The sequence below is a fragment of the Plantactinospora sp. A48 genome, from assembly GCF_055793945.1.
Genome location: NZ_JBTIXF010000004.1, coordinates 122,870 through 142,301, shown reverse-complemented (window position 1 = coordinate 142,301; position 19,432 = coordinate 122,870). Strand labels below are relative to the sequence as shown.

The window sequence follows — 19,432 nt, the reverse complement described above, 5'->3', positions numbered from 1 at the left end:
GTCACCGCGCCGTCACGCATACGCGACAGGTCACTGACCGGTCAATCAGCTCTCGGCGCAACTTCGCGCGGGTGAATAGTCGTACGCTCGGGATCGCCCGCGCGTTCGCGCGGCGGGTGAGGATGTCGCCGGTCGGCGGACTCGGCGGCGACCTGATCGGCCGGAACGGCTCCGTCGGTGGCCGCTCGACCGGCCGGACATCCGCGCGACAGGAGGCAGCATGCGAACCTTCGCCGCAGCAGCCCTCGTCGAACCGCCGTTTCCGGTCCGTCTCAGCGCACACGTACCGGCCGTCGCCGCGCGGTCGGCCCGGTGGGCAGTGGACCTCGGCCTGGTCCCGACGGCCGACGTGGCCGACCGACTCGCTCGGGCGAACGCCGCCGAACTGGCCGGGCGGGCCTGCCCGGACGCCGACCGGGAAGACATCGAACTGCTCGCCGACCTGATCACCTGGCTGTTCGCCTTCGACGACCGGTGTGACGACGACGGTCTGGGCGCCGACCCCGGCCGGCTCTCCCCGGTGGTGGCACGACTGCTGGACATCGTCGACCTCATCGGCGACAAGGCGCCCACCCAGCTGCTCGACTCGGTCGGCCCGGTGGGGCTGGGCCTGTACGACCTGGGCCGCCGGGCACGCGGGCAGATCCCGCCCCGGCTGCTCCTGCGGTTCATCACCGAGCTGCGCGACTACCTGCTCGCCCTGTTGTGGGAGGCGGCCAACCGGGCGCAGCACCGGATCCCGGTGGTCTCCGAGTACGTGCAGCTGCGCCGGCACACCGGGGCGGTCTATCCCAGTTTCACGCTCACCGACGCGGCGAACCACGCCGATCCCGGGCCCTGCTGGCTCGCCGACTCGCGGCTGTCCAAGCTTGATCAGCTCGCGGTCGACCTCGTCTGCTGGTGCAACGACATCTTCTCGTACGACAAGGAACGCCGGGCCGGATCCGACGGGCACAACCTGGCCGCCGCCGTCGCCGCCGAGACCGGTCTCGACGAGACCGCCGCCCTGCTCGCCGCGGCGAACCGGTTCAACGACGCGCTCGAGACGTATCTCCGGCTGGAGCAGGAGGTGCTGACCTCCGGCGACCGGCAGGTGGGGCGGTTCATGACGACCCGGCGGTGCTGGATCCGCGGCGCCTACGACTGGTCGCTGCGCGCCGACCGCTACGCCTGACCCCGTACCGCCACGGCTCCCGGTCCGGTGGACCCGGCGGCGACCGGGCCGGGTCGGGCCGGCCCCGCGACCCCGGCGGCGGCACCCAGCGGACCGGGTCGACCGGTGGACCTGGGGATCGACGGACCGACCAGCCCACTGGCGATCGCGAGGGGCAGGCAATACTCTTCGGTAACCGCGACCGAGCGTGACCCCCGTCACTGTGCGAACCCCGAAGGCGGCAGCATCGATGGCTCTTGACGTTCCCTACCGCTCCATCCCCGACATGTTCCGCCGCCGGGTGGCCGCCACCCCCGACGATCGCGCGTTCGCGGGTCCGGCCCCGGACGACTCCGGGCCGGTGTGGCTGACCTGGGCCGAGATGAGCCGGCGGGCCAGCGCCGTCGCGGCCGGCCTGCGCTCCCTCGGGGTGGACCACGAGGACCGGGTGGCGATCCTGGCCAACACCCGACTGGAGTGGATCATCGCGGACCTGGGGGTGATGTGCGCCGGCGCCGCGACCACGACGGTGTATCCCACCACCGAACCGGAGGACACCCGGTTCATCGTCGCCGACTCCGGCTCGCGGGTGTTGATCGCCGAGAACGCGACCCAGGCCGCCAAGGTGGCCGGAGCGGACCTGCCGTCGCTCACCCACGTCGTGCTGATCGACGGTCCGGCCGACCCGGCGGCCCAGCCGGCCCAGCTCACCTTCGCCGAGTTGGCGGAGCGGGGCGACGTGGCGCTGGCCGCCGATCCCGCCCTGGTCGACCGGGTGGTCGGCGAGATCGAACCCGACCACCTCGCGACGCTGATCTACACCTCGGGCACCACGGGCCGACCGAAGGGCGTCGAACTGCTGCACGCGGGCTGGTGCTGGGAGGGTGTCGCGCAGTCGGGCTTCGACCTGCTGCGCGCCGACGATCTCCAGTACCTCTGGCTGCCGCTGTCCCACTCGTTCGGCAAGACGCTGATCTGCGGCGTGATCCACGTGGGTCTGCCCACCTACGTCGACGGCCGGGTGGACAAGCTGATCGAGATGCTGGGCATCGTCCGCCCGACGCTGATGTGCGGAGCGCCGCGGATCTTCGAGAAGGTCTACAACCGGGTGGTGACCACGGCCCGCGCCGACGGCGGCGCGAAGGCGAAGATCTTCGGCTGGGCGGTGCACACCGGTCGGCAACGGGTCGCGTACGAGCAGGCCGGCCGGCGGGTCCCGACCACCCTGCGGCTGCGGTACGCGCTGGCCGAGAAGCTGGTGTTCAGCAAGCTCCAGGCCCGGCTCGGCGGCCGGATGCGGGTGATGGTCTCCGGCGCCGCCCCGCTGAGCCAGGAGATCGCCGCGTTCTTCGCCGCGGCCAACCTGCCGATCTCCGAGGGGTACGGCCTCACCGAGACCAGCGCCGGCAACTTCGTGAACCGGCCGGGTGCGCTGCGGATCGGCACCGTCGGGCAGCGCCTCGGCGACATCGAGTGCCGGATCGACGCGGACGGGGAGATCCTGCTGCGCGGTACGCCGGTGATGCGCGGCTACCACAACCTGCCGGCCGAGACGGCCGCGGCGTTCACCGAGGACGGCTTCTTCCGGACCGGCGACATCGGTGAGCTCGACGACAACGGCTACCTGAGGATCACCGACCGGAAGAAGGACCTGGTCAAGACCTCGGGCGGCAAGTTCATCGCGCCGAGCCACATCGAGGGAATGTTCAAGGCGCTCTGCCCGTACACCTCGCAGGCGGTCGTGATCGGCCAGTCCCGCAACTACTGCACGATGCTGGTCACGCTGGATCCGGACGCGATCACCGACTGGACCGCCGGCGGCCCACTGGCCGGCCGGCCGTACGCGGAGGTGGTCACCGCGCCCGAGACCCGGGCCATGGTCGAGGAGTACGTCGCGCAGCTCAACACCCAACTCAACCGGTGGGAGACGATCAAGAAGGTGGCGATCCTGCCCCGCGACCTGACGATCGAGGACGGCGAGATGACCCCGTCTCTCAAGATCAAACGACGCGGCGTGGAGACCAACTTCGCCACCGAGATCGAGCGGATGTACCAGGGGACCCTGGCCGAACTCTGAGGCCGTTCCGGTGCAGTCCGATCAACGGGACCGCGCATCAATCTCCCGCTGGTTGGGTAAGCCCCCGTGCAGCGGCGCACGGAACCTCGAACCGGCGCCGCGAGGTGAGGGGGAACGGTGATGGCGGCCAGGGTGTCAGCGCACGTCCGGAGCGGCGCCCTGGTGATCGCGTTGACCGACGGGTGGACCGTGACCCAGGCGCACCTGCTCCGGCGCGCCCTGGCCCGGTGTCTGGTACACCACCCGCCGTACGTGGTGATCGACGTCGGCCCCCCACTGGCACAGGCGGTGCTGCCCGCACTGCTGCCGGTCCTCGTGATCAACACCTACGCGCGTCGACGGGGGATGGCCATGGTGATCTGCGGTTCGGTTCCGATGCTGCGCCACCTGCTGCGCCGGTTCCCGGCTCGCCGGATGCGCGCCTACCCCACCCTCGACCAGGCGCTGGCCAGGCTGCCGGAGTACCCCTGCCCCCCGGGGGTACGCCGGGCCCACCTGCGGCTGCCCGCGACCCCGGACGCCGCCGCCACCGCGCGCCGGCTGGTCCGTGACTGCTGCCGCCGGTGGGGGGTCCCCGACGGCATCGACAACGGCCAGCTCGTGGCCTCCGAACTGGTGGCGAACGCCGCGGAGCACGCCGGCACCGACATCGACCTGTCGGTGTCGCAGCACCGGGGTCAGTTGCGTATCGCCGTGGGCGACCGGAGCCCCGAACTGCCGGTGCTGCGGCGGGAGGAAGCCGGCGGCCCCGCACTGGCCGAGCGTGGGCGCGGCCTCGGGCTGGTGGCCCGGTCGACCACCGGGTTCGGTGTGCTGACCGCCTCCGACGGCAAGGTGGTCTGGGCCAACGTGCCGGTGCTCCGAGGGCGGCGCATCTCCATGCCCCGACTGCGCGCGATCCGCCGGTGGCGCTCGGTGGCCTGGCTGCCTCGGCCCCGGCCGGTGATCCGGGGCCGGCTCCGGCCCGCCTGACCCGACGGGCCGCCGGCCTGACCTCGGGCGCTCGGCTCAGGCGATCATGGCGGGTTCCCGCCATGCGGTGCGAGGTGCCTGATCCAGGCCGTACCGGACCGCGGCGATCCGGCTGACGGCCTCGCGCAGTTCCGCCGGGGGCAGCGTGAACGGCAGCCGCAGGAAGCGTTCCAGGGTCCCGTCCAGGCCGAACCGCGGGCCCGGAGCCAACCGGACCCCCACCTCTTCGGCGGCCCGGGCCAGCGCACTGGAGATCGGCCCGTCCAGCTCCGCCCAGAGCGTCACCCCACCCCGGGGTACGGTGACCCGCCAGTCGGGCAGCTCCGTTGCCAGCGCGGCGAGCAGGACGTCCCGCTGCGCGGTCAGCTCCCTCCGGCGGGTGGCCACGATGCGGTCCCGGTCGGCCAGCAGATGCACGGCGACGAGCTGGTCGAGCACCGGGCTGGCCATGTCCACGCCCACCCGGACGGCGGCCAGCCGTTGCACCTGCGGCGCGGACGTACGAACCCACCCGATCCGCAGGCCGCCCCAGTACGGCTTGCTCATGCCACCGATCGACACCACCCGGGAGTGCCGGTCGAACACGGCCACCGGAGGCGGTACGGCCACCCCGTCCAGTGGAAGGTCCACAAAGGACTCGTCGATCACCAGGTCGGTGCCGGTGGAGTGCGCCGTACCCACCAGCCGCTCGCGCAGCTCGACCGGCATCAGGTGCCCGGTCGGGTTCTGGAACTCCGGGATCAGGTACGCCAGCCGGGGCCGGGTCTGGCGGAGGCTGTCCAGCAGCAACTCGGCGTCCCACCCACCCGTCGCGGCGTCGAGGCCGTGGGTGGTGATCCGGGCCCGCCGGGCGGTGAGCGCGGCGAGCGCGTTTGGATAGGTCGGCGACTCGACCAGCACCCCGCCGCCGACCGGCAGACCGAGCCGGATCACCAGGTCGAGCGCCTGCTGCGTACCACCGGTGATCATGATCTGCTCCGGGCAGGTGGGCAGGCCGCGGTCCTCGTACGCCTGGGCGACCGCCGCGCGCAGGGCCATCACGCCGGTCGGGTGGTAGCCGGCCCCGCCCAGATAGCGCGGCAGGTCCTCGGTCGCCGCGCGGGCCGCCGCCAGCAACTCGGCCGGGGCCGACAGCGCGGCACAGCCCAGATCGATCATGTCGACGTCGTCCCGCGGCGTCCACAGGCCGGAACTGGCCACCCGGTGCCCGTCCGGGAGCCGGGTCCAACTCCCCGCACCGCGCCGGCTGGCCAGGTGACCGCTCTCCCGCAGTTCCCGGTACGCCGCCGTCACGGTGGTCCGGCTGATGCCCAGCGCCTCCGCCAACTCCCGTTCGGCCGGCGCCCGGACCCCCAGCGGGAGCCGGCCATCGGCGAGCAGGCCCCGCACCGCGCCCGCCAGCGCGAGGTAGTCGGGCCGGCGCTGGGGGCCCGGAAGGGCATGCCACTGACCCAACAGGCGGGCCAATTGCGACCCGCGGACCAGTCCAGCCATGCCATCCTCCGGATATTGGACCTTTCGAGCACCCAAAATGGCCTTCAGACTGGCATGCGTGATGCGAATTGGCAATCGTGGTGTCCGGCTCCCCCGGCGACTGACCCAGCTCTATGTCGGGCTGGTGCTCTACGGCGTCAGCATGGCGTTGATGGTCGAGAGCAGACTGGGGCTGGACCCCTGGGACGTGTTCCACCAGGGCGTGTCCCGCCGTACCGGCCTGTCGATCGGCATGGTGACCATCGTCACAGGTGCCGTCGTACTGCTGCTCTGGATCCCGCTACGGCAGCGTCCCGGGCTCGGAACGATCAGCAACGTCGTGGTGATCGGGCTGGCCATGGACGCCGCGCTGGCCCTGCTGCCCACCGTGGGCCCGCTGGCCGCCCGGATCGGTTTCCTGGTCGGCGGCATCCTGCTGAACGGGGTGGCCACCGGGCTCTACATCGGGGCCCGGTTCGGTCCCGGACCACGGGACGGCCTGATGACCGGCTTCGTCGCCCGGCGGCCGCGGTGGTCCCTCCGGTTGGTGCGTACGGCCATCGAGGTGACCGTGTTGGCCATCGGCTGGGTACTCGGCGGCACGGTCGGGCTGGGCACCGTGCTGTACGCCGTGTCCATCGGTCCCCTCGTCCACCTGTTCCTCCCGCTGTTCACCGTGCCCACCCCGCCAGCGCCGACCACCCCGCCGACGCCGGCCACTCCGCCGGCGTCAACCGAGCAGCCGGCGTCACCCGAGCGGTTGGCGTCGACCGGGCAGCTGGCAGAGGCCGAGCGGTTGGCGTCGACCGGGCAGCCGGCGTCACCCGAGCGGTCGGCGTCGACCACGACGGAGGCGCTGGGTTGTCCGTGAGCTGAACACGGCGGTCGAGCCGAACACCATGGTCGAGCTGAACACGGCGGTCGAGCCGGACCCGGCGGTCGAGCCGGACACCCAGCGCGACGAGGCGGCGACGAGGATGCGCAGGGTGACGGCTCCGATACGACGGCGCCGGACATCGCCGCAGGTCGGCAGCCCGGCATCGCAACGGGTGAAAGTTGGGGATGGTCGCCGTTCCCTACGCCGGGCCGGCACGGCATCATCTGAATATGGTGGAAGCGCAGTGGCGCTGGGCGGATGCATGGATCTTCGTTGCCTTGGTTATCGCTGGCGGGGCCGGACGGCACCGTCGGGCCGCGACAAGTCGGCGTCCGGAGGGAGTACGCCTGGCCGACGTTCTGTACACAGCGGACCACCTCAACAACGCGATACCCGGTCGAGCCGAGGTCGAGGCGGCCGTCCGCCGGCTCGCCGGGGCCGGACTCATTTCCGTGGCGGACGGTTGGTTCCGGGTGACGCCCGCCGGTGAGCATCTCTGGCGTACCCGTCCGCGGACCGGCTTCGGCACGGCCGTGGAGACGGTCCACGGCGTACTCACCAAGCGGCACGCCCCCGGTGCGGCCGACTGGGCGCTCGGCGAGGAGGAGCACGCGACGGCCGTCCAGGAGTACGCCGCCCGGCTCATGATCCCGGCTCCCCGCCGCCCCACCGAGGACGACGCCCGCACCTGACCGGCCGGGGCTGGAGCTGACCGGCTCCGGTCCTGGCCGGCTCCGGTCCCGGCCGACGGCTCAGCGGACCGGCTGGCCGGCCGCCCGCAGCGCGTCCTTGACCTCGCCGAGGCCGACCTCGCCGAAGTGGAAGATGCTGGCCGCCAGCACGGCGTCGGCCCCCGCCGCCACCGCGGGTGGGAAGTGGGCCGCCGCTCCCGCGCCACCGCTGGCCACCACGGGCACGTCCACGGCCGCCCGGACGGCCCGGATCAGTTCGATGTCGAAGCCGGCCTTGGTGCCGTCGGCGTCCATCGAGTTGAGCAGGATCTCCCCGGCACCCAGTTCGGCAGCGCGCCGCGCCCACTCAACCGCGTCGATGCCGGTCCCCCGACGTCCGCCGTGGGTCGTCACCTCGAAGCCGCTGGCCGGCCCGGCGCTGGCCGTACCGAAACCGGTCGTCCCGGCGCTGGTCGGCCCGGCACTCGCCGGCCCGGCACTCGCCGATCCGGCACTGGTCGTTGCGGCGCCGGTCGTGGTCCGGCGTACGTCGAGGGAGAGCACCAGCACCTGCCGGCCGAACCGGTCGGCGATCTCGGCGATCAACTCCGGCCGGGCGATCGCGGCGGTGTTCACCCCGACCTTGTCGGCACCGGCCCGCAGCAGCGTGTCGACATCGGCCACCGAACGGACCCCGCCGCCCACCGTGAGCGGGATGAAGACCGATTCGGCGGTACGTCGTACCACCTCCAGGGTGGTCCGACGCTCGTCGACGGACGCCGTGACGTCCAGGAAGGTCAACTCGTCGGCCCCCGCTGCGTCGTACGCGGCGGCCAGCTCCACCGGGTCACCGGCGTCGCGCAGGTTCTGGAAGTTGACCCCCTTGACCACCCGGCCCGCGTTCACGTCGAGACAGGGGATCACCCGCACCGCCACCGTCATGCGCTTGAGCCTATCTGGCCGGCCTCGGCCCACCGACGTCAGGAAGGGGCCCTTCCTATACAAAAAGCGATAAGAAGGTGCCCTTCCTTACCGCCCTTCGTTACAGCCGGACGAGCATCTTGCCGAGGTTCTCTCCCTTGAGCAGGCCGAGGAACGCCTGCGGGGCGTTCTCGATGCCGTCGACCACGGTCTCGTCGTAGCTCAGCGAGCCGTCACGCAACCAGCCGGACACCTCGGCCACGAACCGGTCCCGGAGGTGCTCGTGGTCACTGACCAGGAAGCCGCGCAGGGTCAGCCGCTTGCCGATCAGCTGCGCGAGGTTGCGGGGCGCGGGCGGTGGCTCGGTCGAGTTGTACTGCGCGATCATCCCGCAGATCGCGGCACGACCGTGCAGCTTCAGCGCGGAGATCGCGGCCTCCAGGTGGTCGCCGCCGACGTTGTCGAAGTAGACGTCGATGCCGTCGGGCGCGGCGGCCTTCAGCGAGGCGGCGACCGGACCGTCGTGGTAGTCGAAGGCCGCGTCGAAGCCGAGTTCCCGGAGCCGGGCCACCTTGGCCGCCGAGCCGGCGCTGCCGATCACCCGGGCCGCACCCTTGAGCTTGGCGAGCTGACCGACGAGGCTGCCCACCGCACCGGCCGCCGCGGAGACGAAGACGGTGTCGCCGGGCCGCATCGCGGCCACCTCCACCAGCCCGGCGTACGCGGTCAACCCGGGCATGCCGAGCACGCTCAGGTATGTGCTGACCGGTGCGAGCGTCGGATCGACCCGGCGGGCGAAGCCGGCGTCCAGCACCGCGTACTCGCGCCAGCCGAGCCCGTGCAGCACCACGTCCCCGGGTTTGAAGCCCTCGGCCTCGCTGGCCACCACCTCGCCGACGGCGCCGCCGTCGAGCGGCCGGTCGAGTTGGAACGGCGGCGCGTACGACTTCACGTCGTTCATCCGGCCCCGCATGTACGGGTCGACGGACATGACCAGGTTCCGGACCAGGATCTGCCCCGGCCCCGCCGTCGGGACCGGCACCTCGACCAGCCGGAAGTTGGCGGCGCCGGGCCAGCCCTCCGGGCGGCTGGCCAGGTGGATCTCACGTCCGGTGGCGGTCATCGGGCTCCCTCCGCGGCGAGGACCGACAGCGCCTCGCGGACCGTGAACGCGCCCGCGTACAGGGCCTTGCCGGCGATCACACCCTCCACGCCCAGCGGCTCCAGCGCGGCCAACGCGCGCAGGTCGTCGAGGGCCGAGACGCCCCCCGAGGCCACCACCGGGGCGTCGGTGCGGGAACAGACATCGCGCAACAGGTCGAGGTTCGGCCCGCGCATCGTGCCGTCCTTGGTGATGTCCGTCACGACGTACCGGGCGGCGCCGGCCTTGTCGAGCCGCTCCAGCACCTCGTACAGGTCGCCGCCGTCCCGGGTCCAGCCCCGCGCCGAGAGGGTCCGGCCCCGCACGTCCAGCCCGATGGCCACCCGGTCGCCGTACTCACCGACGACCCGGTCACACCACTCCGGGTTCTCCAGCGCCGCCGTGCCGATGTTGACCCGCGCCGCGCCGGTGCCCAGCGCCGCCGCCAACGACTCGTCGTCGCGGATGCCGCCGGACAACTCGACGGACACGTCGATCCGGCGCACCAGCTCGGCCAGCAGGTCGGCGTTGGAACCACGACCGAAGGCCGCGTCGAGGTCGACCAGGTGGATCCATGCGGCCCCGTCCCGCTGCCAGGCCAGCGCGGCCTCAAGCGGGTCGCCGTAGCTGGTCTCGCTGCCGGCCGCGCCCTGCACCAGGCGGACGGCCCGGCCGTCGGCCACGTCGACGGCGGGAAGGAGGGTGAGACTCACGTGGAACTCCTGTCGGAATCAGGTACGTCGGTCGAGGGTCAGCACGACGAGGGCCGGCAGTCCGAGCAGTAGCACCAGAATCAGTGCCAGCCGCAGGGCCAGGTCATCGACGAGCAGCCAGATCAGCGCGAGGGCGAACAGTACCGCGCCCGCGATCGCGGCTCGCTCGGCCCGGCTGCGCCGGCCCAACCTACCGGTCCGCCGGTCCGGCAGTCGGGGGGTGAACCGACGCAGCACCGCGCGTACCCGCTGCCGCCGCGCCACCCGGCGGGCCCGCGCCGTCCGCTGCCGGTCCAGCTCCGCCTGCCGCGCCGCCCGCCGCCGGGCGCGTTCCTTGCTCACCGGGTACGCCCCGAGGCGCCGGCCCGGTCCATCACAGCGTGCCGAGCCAGTTGCGCAGCAGCAACGCGCCGTTGTCCCCGGACTTTTCCGGATGGAACTGGGCGGCGGACAACACGCCCCGCTCCACCGCGGCCACGAACGGCGCCTCGTGGACGGTGGTGGTGACCCGGGCACCGGCCGCCGCCAACGCATCGGTGTCGGCCACGCCGTACGAGTGGACGAAGTAGAAACGGCCCTCCGGCTGGAGCCCGGCGAACAGCCGCGACCCGGGCGGGGTCCGGACCGTGTTCCAACCCATGTGGGGCAGGCGTCGAGCCGCGAGCCGGGTGACCCCACCGGGTAGCAGGCCCAGCCCCTTGGTGACCACGCCATGCTCCTCGCCGTACTCGAAGAGGACCTGCATGCCCACGCAGATGCCCAGCACCGGCCGGCCCGCGGCGATCCGTTCGGCGATCACCGGCCCGGCGCCGATCCCGTCGATGCCCGCCATGCAGGCGGCGTACGCCCCGACACCGGGCACCACCAGACCGTCCGCCGCGGCAGCCGCGGCCAGATCGGCGGTGACCGTGACCTCGGCACCGGCGCGCTCCACCGCGCGCTCCGCCGAGCGCAGGTTGCCCGAACCGTAGTCGAGCACCACCACCCGGGTCATCAGTTCTCCCCGAGCAGCCAGGCCAGGCCGCCCGCCGTGGCGAGCAGGGCCAGAAACGACACCAGGGCCACCGCCCCCTTGCCCGCGCCCTGCCGGTGCATCGACAGGGCACCGCCGACCAGCGTGCCGGCCAGCGCGAACAGCGCGACCGTCAGCACCGTACCCATCAGAGTTGCCTTCCGTTCACGACTGCGGGGCTCACTCGCTGCGCTCGTTCACTCCTCGCGCTCACAGGGCACCCTTGGTGCTGGGGATCGCACCAGCCGACCGCGGGTCGATCGAAACCGCCTCCCGCAGCGCCCGGGAGACCGCCTTGAACTGGGCCTCCACCACGTGGTGGGCGTCCGGGTTACCCCCGGGCCGGGCGGCCCGCAGCACCTCGACGTGCAGGGTGATCCGCGCCGCCTGGCCGAACGACTCCCAGATGTGCCGGGTCATGCTGGTCGGATACACCGGCCCGATGTACGGGGCCAGCGGTGGCTCGTCGTGGATCACGTACGCCCGGCCGGACAGGTCGACCGAGGCCCGGGTCAACACCTCGTCCATCGGGATGGTGGCCGAACCGTACCGCCGGATCCCGGCCTTGTCGCCGAGCGCCTCGGCCAGCGCGGCGCCCAGCGCGATGGAGGTGTCCTCGATCGTGTGGTGCGCGTCGATCTCCAGGTCACCCACGGTGCGCACGGTGAGGTCGAAGCCGCCGTGCCGGGCGATCTGGTGCAGCATGTGATCGTAGAACCCGACACCGGTCGAGATCTCGGCCTGGCCGGTGCCGTCCAGGTCCAGCTCGACCAGCACCTTGGTCTCGGTGGTGACCCGTTCGATCCGGGCGGTTCTACTCATACCAAACCTTTCGTTCGCGAGTGCGGGGCTGGCAGACCCGGCCAGCTCCTCCCGCTCACAGCTTCTCGATGGCTCGAAGGAAAGCGTCGGTCTCGGCGGGAGTTCCGGCGGTGACCCGCAGCCAACCCGGCAGCCCGACGTCGCGTACCAGCACACCCCGGTCGAGCAGGGCCCGCCAGGCGACCCGCTGGTCGCCGTCGACGGAGAACAGCACGAAGTTCGCGTCGCTGTCCGCCACCGTCCGACCCAGGGCCCGCAACTCGGCCACGATCCGGTCGCGCTGGGCCTTGATCACCTCGACGGTGGCCAGCAGGGTCTCCCGGTGTGCCAGCACGGCCCGGGCGGCGGCCTGGGTGAGCGACGAGAGGTGGTACGGCAGCCGGACGAGCTGGACCGCGTCCACCACGGCCGGGTCGGCGGCCAGGTAGCCGAGCCGGCCACCGGCGAAGCCGAACGCCTTGCTCATCGTGCGGGTGACGACCAGCCGGGGGTGACCGGGCAGCACCGACAGGGCACTCGGGGTGCCGGGCCGGGCGAATTCCGTGTACGCCTCGTCCACCAGCACCATGCCCGGTGCCTCCGCCAGCACGGCGGTGACCACCGCCGGATCCAGCGCGGTCCCGGTGGGGTTGTTCGGTGAGCACAGGATGACCACGTCGGGCCGGTGCTGCCGGACCTGGGCCGCCGCGTCGGCCGGGGACAGGTCGAACGCCTCCCCGCGCCGGCCGTCCTGCCAGGCGGTGCCGGTGCCCAGCGCCAGCAGGGGGTGCATCGAGTACGCCGGGGTGAAGCCGAGCGCGGTGCGACCGGGGCCGCCGAAGGCCTGCAACAGCTGCTGCTGGACCTCGTTGGAGCCGTTGGCCGCCCACACGTTGGCGGTGCCGAGCCCGTGTCCCAGGTAGTCGGCCAGGTCGGCGCGCAACGCCAGCGCGTCCCGGTCCGGATAGCGGTTGAGGTCCCGCAGTTCGGCGGTGACCGCCTTGGCGATCGCCTCGACCACCGGCTCCGGCACCGGGTACGAGTTCTCGTTGGTGTTCAGCCGTACCGACACGTCGAGCTGCGGCGCACCGTACGGGTGCCGGCCGCGCAGGTCGTCCCGGATCGGCAGGTCGTCGATGGTCGTCACGCCGGACCCCCGGCCCGGTCCGCGAACCTCGCCCGGACCGCCTGGCCGTGCGCCGGCAGGTCCTCGACGGTGGCCAGCGTCTCCACGTGCGGCGCCACCTCACGCAGCGCCGCCTCGTCGTACTCGATGAGGTGGATGCCACGCAGGAACGACTGGACCGACAGCCCCGACGAGTGCCGGGCGCAGCCGCCGGTGGGCAGCACGTGGTTCGACCCGGCGCAGTAGTCGCCCAGCGAGACCGGCGCGTACGGGCCGACGAAGATCGCGCCCGCGTTACGGACCCGCAGCGCCCACTCGCGGGCGTCCCGGGTCTGGATCTCCAGGTGCTCCGCGGCGTAGTCGTCGACCACCCGCAGCCCAGCCTCGAGATCGTCCACCAGCACCGCCCCGCTCTGCTCACCGGTGAGGGCCGCCGTGATCCGTTCGGTGTGCTTGGTGGCCGCCACCTGGCGTACCAACTCGGCCTCGACCGCCTCGACCAGTTCCTCCGACGGTGTCACCAGGACACTCGCGGCGAGCGGGTCGTGCTCGGCCTGGCTGATCAGGTCGGCGGCGACGTGTACCGGATCGGCCGTGTCGTCGGCCAGCACCGCGATCTCGGTCGGGCCGGCCTCGGCGTCGATCCCCACCGCGCCGCGCAGCAGCCGCTTGGCGGCGGTCACCCAGATGTTGCCGGGACCGGTGATCATGTCGACCGGCGCGCACCGGGGCTCGACGCCCGCCTCGTCGGTGGCGGAACCGTAACCGAGCATCGCCACAGCCTGCGCGCCACCCACCGAGTAGACCTCGTCCACGCCGAGCAGGGCACAGGCGGCCAGCACCCGGGCGTCGGGCAACCCGCCGTTGTCCCGCTGCGGCGGGCTGGCCACCACCAGCGACCGCACCCCGGCGGCCTGGGCCGGTACGACGTTCATCACCACCGTCGACGGGTACATCGCGAGGCCACCCGGGACGTACAGGCCGACCCGGCCGACCGGCACCCAGCGCTCGGTGACGGTGCCACCCGGCACCACCCGGGTGGTGTGGTCGGTCCGTCGCTGGTCGGCGTGCACCCGGCGAGCCCGGTCGATCGACTCGGTCAACGCCGCGCGTACCCCCGGGTCGAGCTCACGCTCCGCGGCGGCGATGGCCTCGGCGGGCACCCGCAGCCGCTCCGGCCGCATCCCGTCGAACCGTTCGGTGGCCTCCCGGATCGCCGTGAATCCATGCTCCCGGACCGCCTCCACGAGGGGGCGAATCCGTTCCACCGCCACGGAGACGTCAAGCTGGGCCCGAGGAAGCAGCGCGCGGGGGTCCCGAGAACCGCCACGTAGGTCGATCCGAGTCAACACCCCTGCGAGTCTAGGCGCCCGGTCGACGGCATATCCGCGCCGGCCGCGTCGTCCCACGGTGACGCCGCCCACCCTGTCAGGCCGAACCGCCCGCTGGTCGCCGTGCCGGGCTCGACGGGCCACTGCGGCCGGTCGCACTTTTCAGCCCGGGAAAGATCATCTCACTGGGTGGCGCCCCGCACGGGCTAGGCTCGACCGGTGAGTACCCGGTTGCCGCTGTTTCCGCTCGGGACCGTGCTCTTCCCCGGTCTGGTCCTGCCACTGCACATCTTCGAGCAGCGCTACCGCACGCTCGTCCGGCACCTGCTCGAACTGCCCGCCGACTCGCCCCGGGAGTTCGGCGTGGTGGCCATCCGCAGCGGCTGGGAGGTGAACCGCACCGGCCCGGCCGGGCCCGGCGACCCGACCCGATCCGCCGCCGGCGCCACACCGGCGGGCGACGATACCGATGCCGGCGAACCCACCGGATCGCCGGGGTCGGCCCTCGAACCCGACGCGGGCGGGGCGATCAGCCTCTACGACATCGGCTGCACCGCCGAACTGCGCCAGGTCACCGAACTGCCCGACGGCCGGTACGACCTGGTCACCGTCGGCCGACGCCGGTTCCGGCTGCTGGACACCGATGCCGACGCCGAGCCGTACCTGACCGCACGGGTGGAATGGCTGCCCGAGGCCGCGGGTCCGACGGAGGCCGCCGAGCAGCTGGCGCCCCGGGTGCTCGCGGTGTTCCGGCAGTACCTCGCGCTGATCCGGCAGGACGCCGGGGAGGTGACCGAGCAGTTGCCGGAGGATCCCACCGTGCTGTCCCACCTCGTCGCGGCCACCGCCGCCCTCACCCTCGCGGATCGTCAACGCCTGCTCGCCGTCCCCGACACGGCCGAACGGCTCCGCGCCGAACTGCGGCTGCTGAACCGCGAGTCGACACTCCTGCGCTCGGTCCGGGCCGTACCGGTGCCGCTGTCCGAGCTGACCCCGCCGGGCGGACCGAACTGAGGCGTCCCGGATCAGGACTCGAACCCGGGCCCTGACCGGGGAGCGGGCGGCGCCGGTGGCTCAGGCCGGACTTCGGCTCCAGGCTGCGCCGGCGACTCGGCCTGGGCCGCGGGCCCGGGCTGGAGCTGTGACTCGGTCAGGGACTCGGGCCCGGGCTGGAGCTGTGACTCGGTCAGGGGCTCGGGCTCGGGCCGCAGCGACGGCCAGCGGCTCCACCCGGCCAGCAGGGTGTAGGCGACCACCGCCCCGAGGGCGGGCAGCAGGATGTCGCCGTGCGGCACCGGCAGGACGTGGTAGTGCCAGTTGAAACCCCCGGCCCGCAGATCCGGGGGTTTGCTGAAGGTCTGGCCGGTCGGCGCCGACCGCACCAGCCGGTGGAACTCGGCCAGCCCGATCCAGCGGCCCAGCCGCCAGGCCACGGTGGCCGCGCCGACGCCGCCGAGCGCCAGCGCCAGCAGCGCGACCGGCCCGCGCAGCCGGCGTAGCAGTGACCAGACCAGCACCGCGACGATGATGCCGAACCCGAGGCCGAGCAGGCTGAACCAACCGTCCGCCGCGACGAACTCCTCGGGTTCCGGTTTGGCTGCCACGGCGCCGTCCGCCGTCTTGAGCACCTCAACCCCAGGGGCGAGGACTCGCCACAGCAGCCCGAGCGGCGCTCCGAGCGCGGTCATCACGACCAGCACCCCCAGCCCCGCGGAGAGGACCGCGCGCGGCCGCTGGCGGTCCGCACCCGTCGCGGGCGGCGCCGCCATGGGCAGGATGGGCCCGCTCTCTTCACGGTTCGGGTAATCGGCGGTGGTCACCCGGTGATCCTCTCAGGCTCGGGGACCCGTGTGCGCGCCGGATCGGCGCATCACTTGCGGACCGTCTGGCCGCGCGAGTCAGCGGAACCCACCTCGACCTGGCGGGGGACAGCGCGGGCGATGACCGTCGCGGTTGGCTGGATGACCAGGCCGGCGGCCCGGAAGATCGCGCGGTACGGGTTGCGCACCGCACGTTCCCGCCGGGCCGTCCAGAGGGTGAAGACCGCCGTCAGCGCGCTGACGGTCACCACCAGCATCACCGTCGCGGGCCAACCCAGCCATCCTGCCGTCGTACGAGTGGCCACGCACAGCATCGCCGACGCCGTGACAATCGACGAGATGACCCCGAGCGCCAGTACGTTGTCATTGTCGGAGAACGCGATGGCGACGACGATGAAGATGGCGCCGGCGAGAATCAGCAGCGCGAGCCAGATCGGCCCCCATGACCACCAGCCGATCACGGTGCCGACGGATCGGGTCAGCGCGATTCCGACCGCGGCCAGCCCGAGGACGACCGCGACCCCGATCATCGCGTTCCGCACGCCCGACAACACCTTCGGCGGTTCGGGCTGTTCATTCAGGGTCAGCCAGTCCCGCCTCGTGGCTTGGACGGGCAGTCGTTTCACCAGCTCCAGCACGAACGGTGTCGGCAACCGGGAGAGCAGACCTCCGGCCGACTCGTTACGGGCCGGCGCCCGGACCTTGATCACGTCCTCGGCGAGCGCGCGGGCCTCGTCCGGGTTCTCCGCCCACACCTGATCGAGAATCTCGCCCAGTTCCTTTTGGGACGGCTCCTGGTCGTGCTGGCCGCCGATCCGGGTACGCCGGTAACCCACCCGGTCGCCGGCCTCGACGAGCCGCCGCACAAGTTCCTTGGGCAGACGCGTGAGGGTGAACGCAACGCCGTCGAAGCCCAGGCCGAGCGCCAGCCGTGGATCGAGGGCGGCCCGGTCGACCGCCGCCGTCGCCGGGGGCGACTCCTCGATCAGCCAGCCCACCCGGCCCATCGTCCGGGCCATGGCGCCGTCCTTCGCGGGGGTGTCGGTCAGGAATGGCATCCAGAGCCACTCGTGGTACTCCACCGACGTGTGCTGGAACGGCCCCGGGTCGAACCGGGCCAGTTCGGCTTCGACGTCCGGCGCGGTGACCATGGTGCCGAGGTGCCAGGCGGCCTGCGTGGCCACGGGCCCGTCGACCCACAGCTGCTCGGCGATGGCGGCGGCGGCGGCCGAGGTGCCGATGACGGCGAGATCGTCGACGGCCACGATCGACCCGGCCTGAGCCCTGGCGGCGAGCACGGGAATCGCGAGTTCCCCGGTCGAGCGCAGGGCCCTTCGCGCGGCCGGACGCTGCGGGGCGAGTTCGCTGAGGATCTCGATCGCCTCCCGTCGCCGCGACTCCGCCAGGGCCACCACCGCGTCCACCCCGACCGATTCCGGGCTCCTGGCGAGCTCCCGGAGGCGGTCGAACAGCTCCTGACCGATCGGGCCGGGGTTGCCCGCCACCGAGCCGAGCGCGGCGAGCACGAGACGCTTGTCCGGCACGTCGGTGCCCAGTCGGTCCGCGAACTCGTTCACGATCCGCGTGCCGAGCGCGGCATCCATCTGCCACGCCTCGGCGATGCACTCGAGCGCCAGGACACGATCCTGCGGGCCGCCGTTGAAGATCTGCCCGACAAGCTCGGTCGCGTCCCGGTTGGCGCCCGCGCACCACAGTTTGACTGTCTCGCGCCACCTGCCGGGGTGTTCCCGGTAGAGCCCAAGCAGCCGGTCGGGCTGGTCGGCCAGCTCCACAGCGGCCAGATACTCCTGGAGAGTGAGATGGGCGAATTCGTACAGCAGGTTGGTGTCGTCGATCCGGATCAGCAGACCGCTGCGCTCGACGATCTCGTTGACCATCTTGGGGAGGTCCGATTCCGGCAGTTGGAAGCGCGGCCGGAGACGGTTCATCACCGCGTTGATCTCATCCTGCGTGATGATCCGGTGATCGCTGCCCGGCCGCAGGTCACCCTGTGCCGCCAGGGCGATGGCGCGCAGTGCCATCAGTTTGTGGCCGAAGCGGTACCGCGTGAGCTGCCGATACCGACCCAGGTCGGGATCACGCCGCAGCAGATGCGTGACCGCCTGTTCGTAGAACTCCGCACGCGAGCTGGTCAGCATCGGACCCTCACCCGGGTCGACGTCGTGCAGGAGCGCGATCATCGTGAGCATCAGCGGGCTACGGGCCAGCCTCATGAGGGTGGGATTGACGCGCAACGCGGCCATCAACTGCTCGACCTGTTGCCGCGGGTCAAGCTCCGGCCCGCCGGTCGCCTCGCCGCTGGCCGCTTTGGACCGGCCGAACCAGAGTCGGAGGAAGTGCCGGATGCCCGCGTCGTCGAAGCCGGAAACGGCGATCGTGCGCTCGAAGACCGGCCGCAGGTCGTTGTCGTAGATCGAGTCGCGGCAGGTCACGACGATCTGGCAGGACGGATACCGCTCGGCGAACTCCTTGATCTCCAGGGCCACGTCGCCGCGCCGGTCGGTCACCACTTCGTCCAGCCCGTCCAGGAACACGCAGAGTCGGCCGGTCGACAACGCCGCCGACACGACCTGCTCCGCGTTCTCGACCAGTGGGCGCCGGCCAGCGTGCCGGTGCCGTACCGCGTCCGCCTCGTCGACGAGGTCGAACGTCTCCACCAGGAACTGCTTGATCGTCCGACCACCGAGGTTGTAGCGGCCGAGTTCGATCAGCACGGGCACCCGTTCGAAGCGATGCGGCGCCGCCGCCCACTGCAACATCGAGTGGCGGAGCACCGTTGACTTACCCGCGCCCGCTCCGCCGACCATCACGGTTCGAAGGTGTGCCTGGATGTCGCGGTAGATGTCGACGCGCACGCCGTCCTGCTCGTACTGGAGGGGCACGTACACGGCGTCGAGCTCGATCGGCAGGTTCTCGATGAAGCCGAGTTTGGTGGTGTTGTAGGCCCGAGCGACCCAACCGGCGTACCGCGTCCACTCGTTCCGGCGCACCTTCAGCCGTCGACGGGTCGCGCGTCGCCAGGCCAACCTGACAAACGCCTGCAACCGGTCGGCAAAGACCTGCTGCACCACAGCCGTCATCAGCGCGGCGAGGAACACCCAGACCGCGGTGTACGTCAGTCCGAACGGCAGTTGCGGCAGAGTTGTCACTGTGACGCTTCCTCGATGCTCGGCGCTGGGGTGGCGACGCGGCTCCGGTTACGAAGGCGGGCCGCCGCACCACTTTTGTGCATCACGTCCGCAGTGGGCAATGACGGGTTCGCGACACTCGCCGTCCGAGACGTCCTCGGCCAGTTGGTCGACGGCCCGGACACCGGTCCGGTC

General features: G+C 72.1%; 17 protein-coding genes and 1 pseudogene. 6 read left to right on the top strand and 12 right to left on the bottom strand.

Annotated features, from left to right (window positions below; all coding sequences use genetic code 11):
• Positions 1-220 precede the first annotated feature (220 nt).
• From ACXN5W_RS04225 to ACXN5W_RS04215, 3 genes are all read left to right on the top strand, one after another.
• Complete coding sequence (locus tag ACXN5W_RS04225; RefSeq protein WP_473156786.1) at positions 221-1,174, top strand: terpene synthase family protein; 954 nt, start codon at positions 221-223, stop codon at positions 1,172-1,174.
• Between the two features lie 229 nt (positions 1,175-1,403).
• The gene (locus tag ACXN5W_RS04220) at positions 1,404-3,230 is read left to right on the top strand and encodes an AMP-dependent synthetase/ligase (RefSeq protein WP_473156785.1); all 1,827 of its coding nucleotides are present in this window, start codon (positions 1,404-1,406) and stop codon (positions 3,228-3,230) included.
• A gap of 120 nt (positions 3,231-3,350) precedes the next feature.
• Entirely contained in the window at positions 3,351-4,202 is an 852-nt protein-coding gene (locus ACXN5W_RS04215; RefSeq protein WP_473156784.1) for an ATP-binding protein, read from the top strand.
• A 36-nt stretch (positions 4,203-4,238) separates the two neighbouring features.
• Here the strand turns inward: ACXN5W_RS04215 and yczR are convergent, their stop codons facing one another.
• On the bottom strand, positions 4,239-5,696 hold the full coding sequence (gene yczR, locus ACXN5W_RS04210; RefSeq protein WP_473156783.1) for a MocR-like transcription factor YczR: 1,458 nt from the start codon (positions 5,694-5,696) through the stop codon (positions 4,239-4,241).
• Positions 5,697-5,754: 58 nt separating this feature from the next.
• Between yczR and yczE the strand changes: the two are divergent.
• A pseudogene (gene yczE, locus ACXN5W_RS04205) lies at positions 5,755-6,405 on the top strand (membrane protein YczE); the annotation flags it as partial.
• A 377-nt stretch (positions 6,406-6,782) separates the two neighbouring features.
• Positions 6,783-7,244 carry a hypothetical protein gene (locus ACXN5W_RS04200; protein ID WP_473156782.1) on the top strand — a complete coding sequence of 154 codons (462 nt, stop codon included), beginning with the start codon at positions 6,783-6,785 and terminating at the stop codon, positions 7,242-7,244.
• 60 nt (positions 7,245-7,304) lie between these two features.
• Here ACXN5W_RS04200 and hisF read toward each other — a convergent pair whose 3' ends face one another.
• The 9 genes from hisF to hisD all read right to left on the bottom strand — a co-directional run bounded on the left by hisF (position 7,305) and on the right by hisD (position 14,289).
• Positions 7,305-8,165, bottom strand: coding sequence for an imidazole glycerol phosphate synthase subunit HisF (gene hisF / locus ACXN5W_RS04195; protein ID WP_473156781.1), 861 nt, complete (start codon positions 8,163-8,165; stop codon positions 7,305-7,307).
• 100 nt (positions 8,166-8,265) lie between these two features.
• Positions 8,266-9,267 carry an NADP-dependent oxidoreductase gene (locus ACXN5W_RS04190; RefSeq protein WP_473156780.1) on the bottom strand — a complete coding sequence of 334 codons (1,002 nt, stop codon included), beginning with the start codon at positions 9,265-9,267 and terminating at the stop codon, positions 8,266-8,268.
• Positions 9,264-9,998, bottom strand: a complete 735-nt coding sequence (gene priA / locus ACXN5W_RS04185; protein WP_473156779.1) for a bifunctional 1-(5-phosphoribosyl)-5-((5-phosphoribosylamino)methylideneamino)imidazole-4-carboxamide isomerase/phosphoribosylanthranilate isomerase PriA — start codon at positions 9,996-9,998, stop codon at positions 9,264-9,266. The genes ACXN5W_RS04190 and priA overlap by 4 nt, the downstream gene beginning before the upstream one ends.
• 18 nt (positions 9,999-10,016) lie before the next feature.
• Positions 10,017-10,340, bottom strand: a complete 324-nt coding sequence (locus tag ACXN5W_RS04180) for a hypothetical protein (RefSeq protein WP_473156778.1) — start codon at positions 10,338-10,340, stop codon at positions 10,017-10,019.
• Between the two features lie 31 nt (positions 10,341-10,371).
• Complete coding sequence (gene hisH / locus ACXN5W_RS04175; RefSeq protein ID WP_473156777.1) at positions 10,372-10,992, bottom strand: imidazole glycerol phosphate synthase subunit HisH; 621 nt, start codon at positions 10,990-10,992, stop codon at positions 10,372-10,374.
• A complete protein-coding gene (locus ACXN5W_RS04170) occupies positions 10,992-11,159 on the bottom strand; it encodes a hypothetical protein (RefSeq protein WP_473156776.1) in 168 nt (55 codons plus the stop codon). The genes hisH and ACXN5W_RS04170 overlap by 1 nt, the downstream gene beginning before the upstream one ends.
• A gap of 61 nt (positions 11,160-11,220) precedes the next feature.
• Complete coding sequence (hisB, locus tag ACXN5W_RS04165) at positions 11,221-11,832, bottom strand: imidazoleglycerol-phosphate dehydratase HisB (RefSeq protein ID WP_473156775.1); 612 nt, start codon at positions 11,830-11,832, stop codon at positions 11,221-11,223.
• A 55-nt stretch (positions 11,833-11,887) separates the two neighbouring features.
• A complete protein-coding gene (locus ACXN5W_RS04160) occupies positions 11,888-12,958 on the bottom strand; it encodes a histidinol-phosphate transaminase (protein ID WP_473156774.1) in 1,071 nt (356 codons plus the stop codon).
• Positions 12,955-14,289: a histidinol dehydrogenase gene (gene hisD / locus ACXN5W_RS04155; protein ID WP_473156773.1), complete on the bottom strand. Its 1,335-nt coding sequence runs from the start codon at positions 14,287-14,289 to the stop codon at positions 12,955-12,957. The genes ACXN5W_RS04160 and hisD overlap by 4 nt, the downstream gene beginning before the upstream one ends.
• A 198-nt stretch (positions 14,290-14,487) precedes the next feature.
• Between hisD and ACXN5W_RS04150 the strand changes: the two genes are divergently transcribed.
• On the top strand, positions 14,488-15,282 hold the full coding sequence (locus ACXN5W_RS04150) for an LON peptidase substrate-binding domain-containing protein (protein WP_473156772.1): 795 nt from the start codon (positions 14,488-14,490) through the stop codon (positions 15,280-15,282).
• An 11-nt stretch (positions 15,283-15,293) separates the two neighbouring features.
• Here the strand turns inward: ACXN5W_RS04150 and ACXN5W_RS04145 are convergent, their stop codons facing one another.
• Both ACXN5W_RS04145 and ACXN5W_RS04140 read right to left on the bottom strand, forming a co-directional pair.
• Positions 15,294-16,088 carry a DUF2567 domain-containing protein gene (locus tag ACXN5W_RS04145; protein WP_473156771.1) on the bottom strand — a complete coding sequence of 265 codons (795 nt, stop codon included), beginning with the start codon at positions 16,086-16,088 and terminating at the stop codon, positions 15,294-15,296.
• 50 nt (positions 16,089-16,138) lie between these two features.
• Entirely contained in the window at positions 16,139-19,258 is a 3,120-nt protein-coding gene (locus tag ACXN5W_RS04140; RefSeq protein WP_473156770.1) for an NACHT domain-containing protein, read from the bottom strand.
• Between the last annotated feature and the right edge of the window lie 174 nt (positions 19,259-19,432).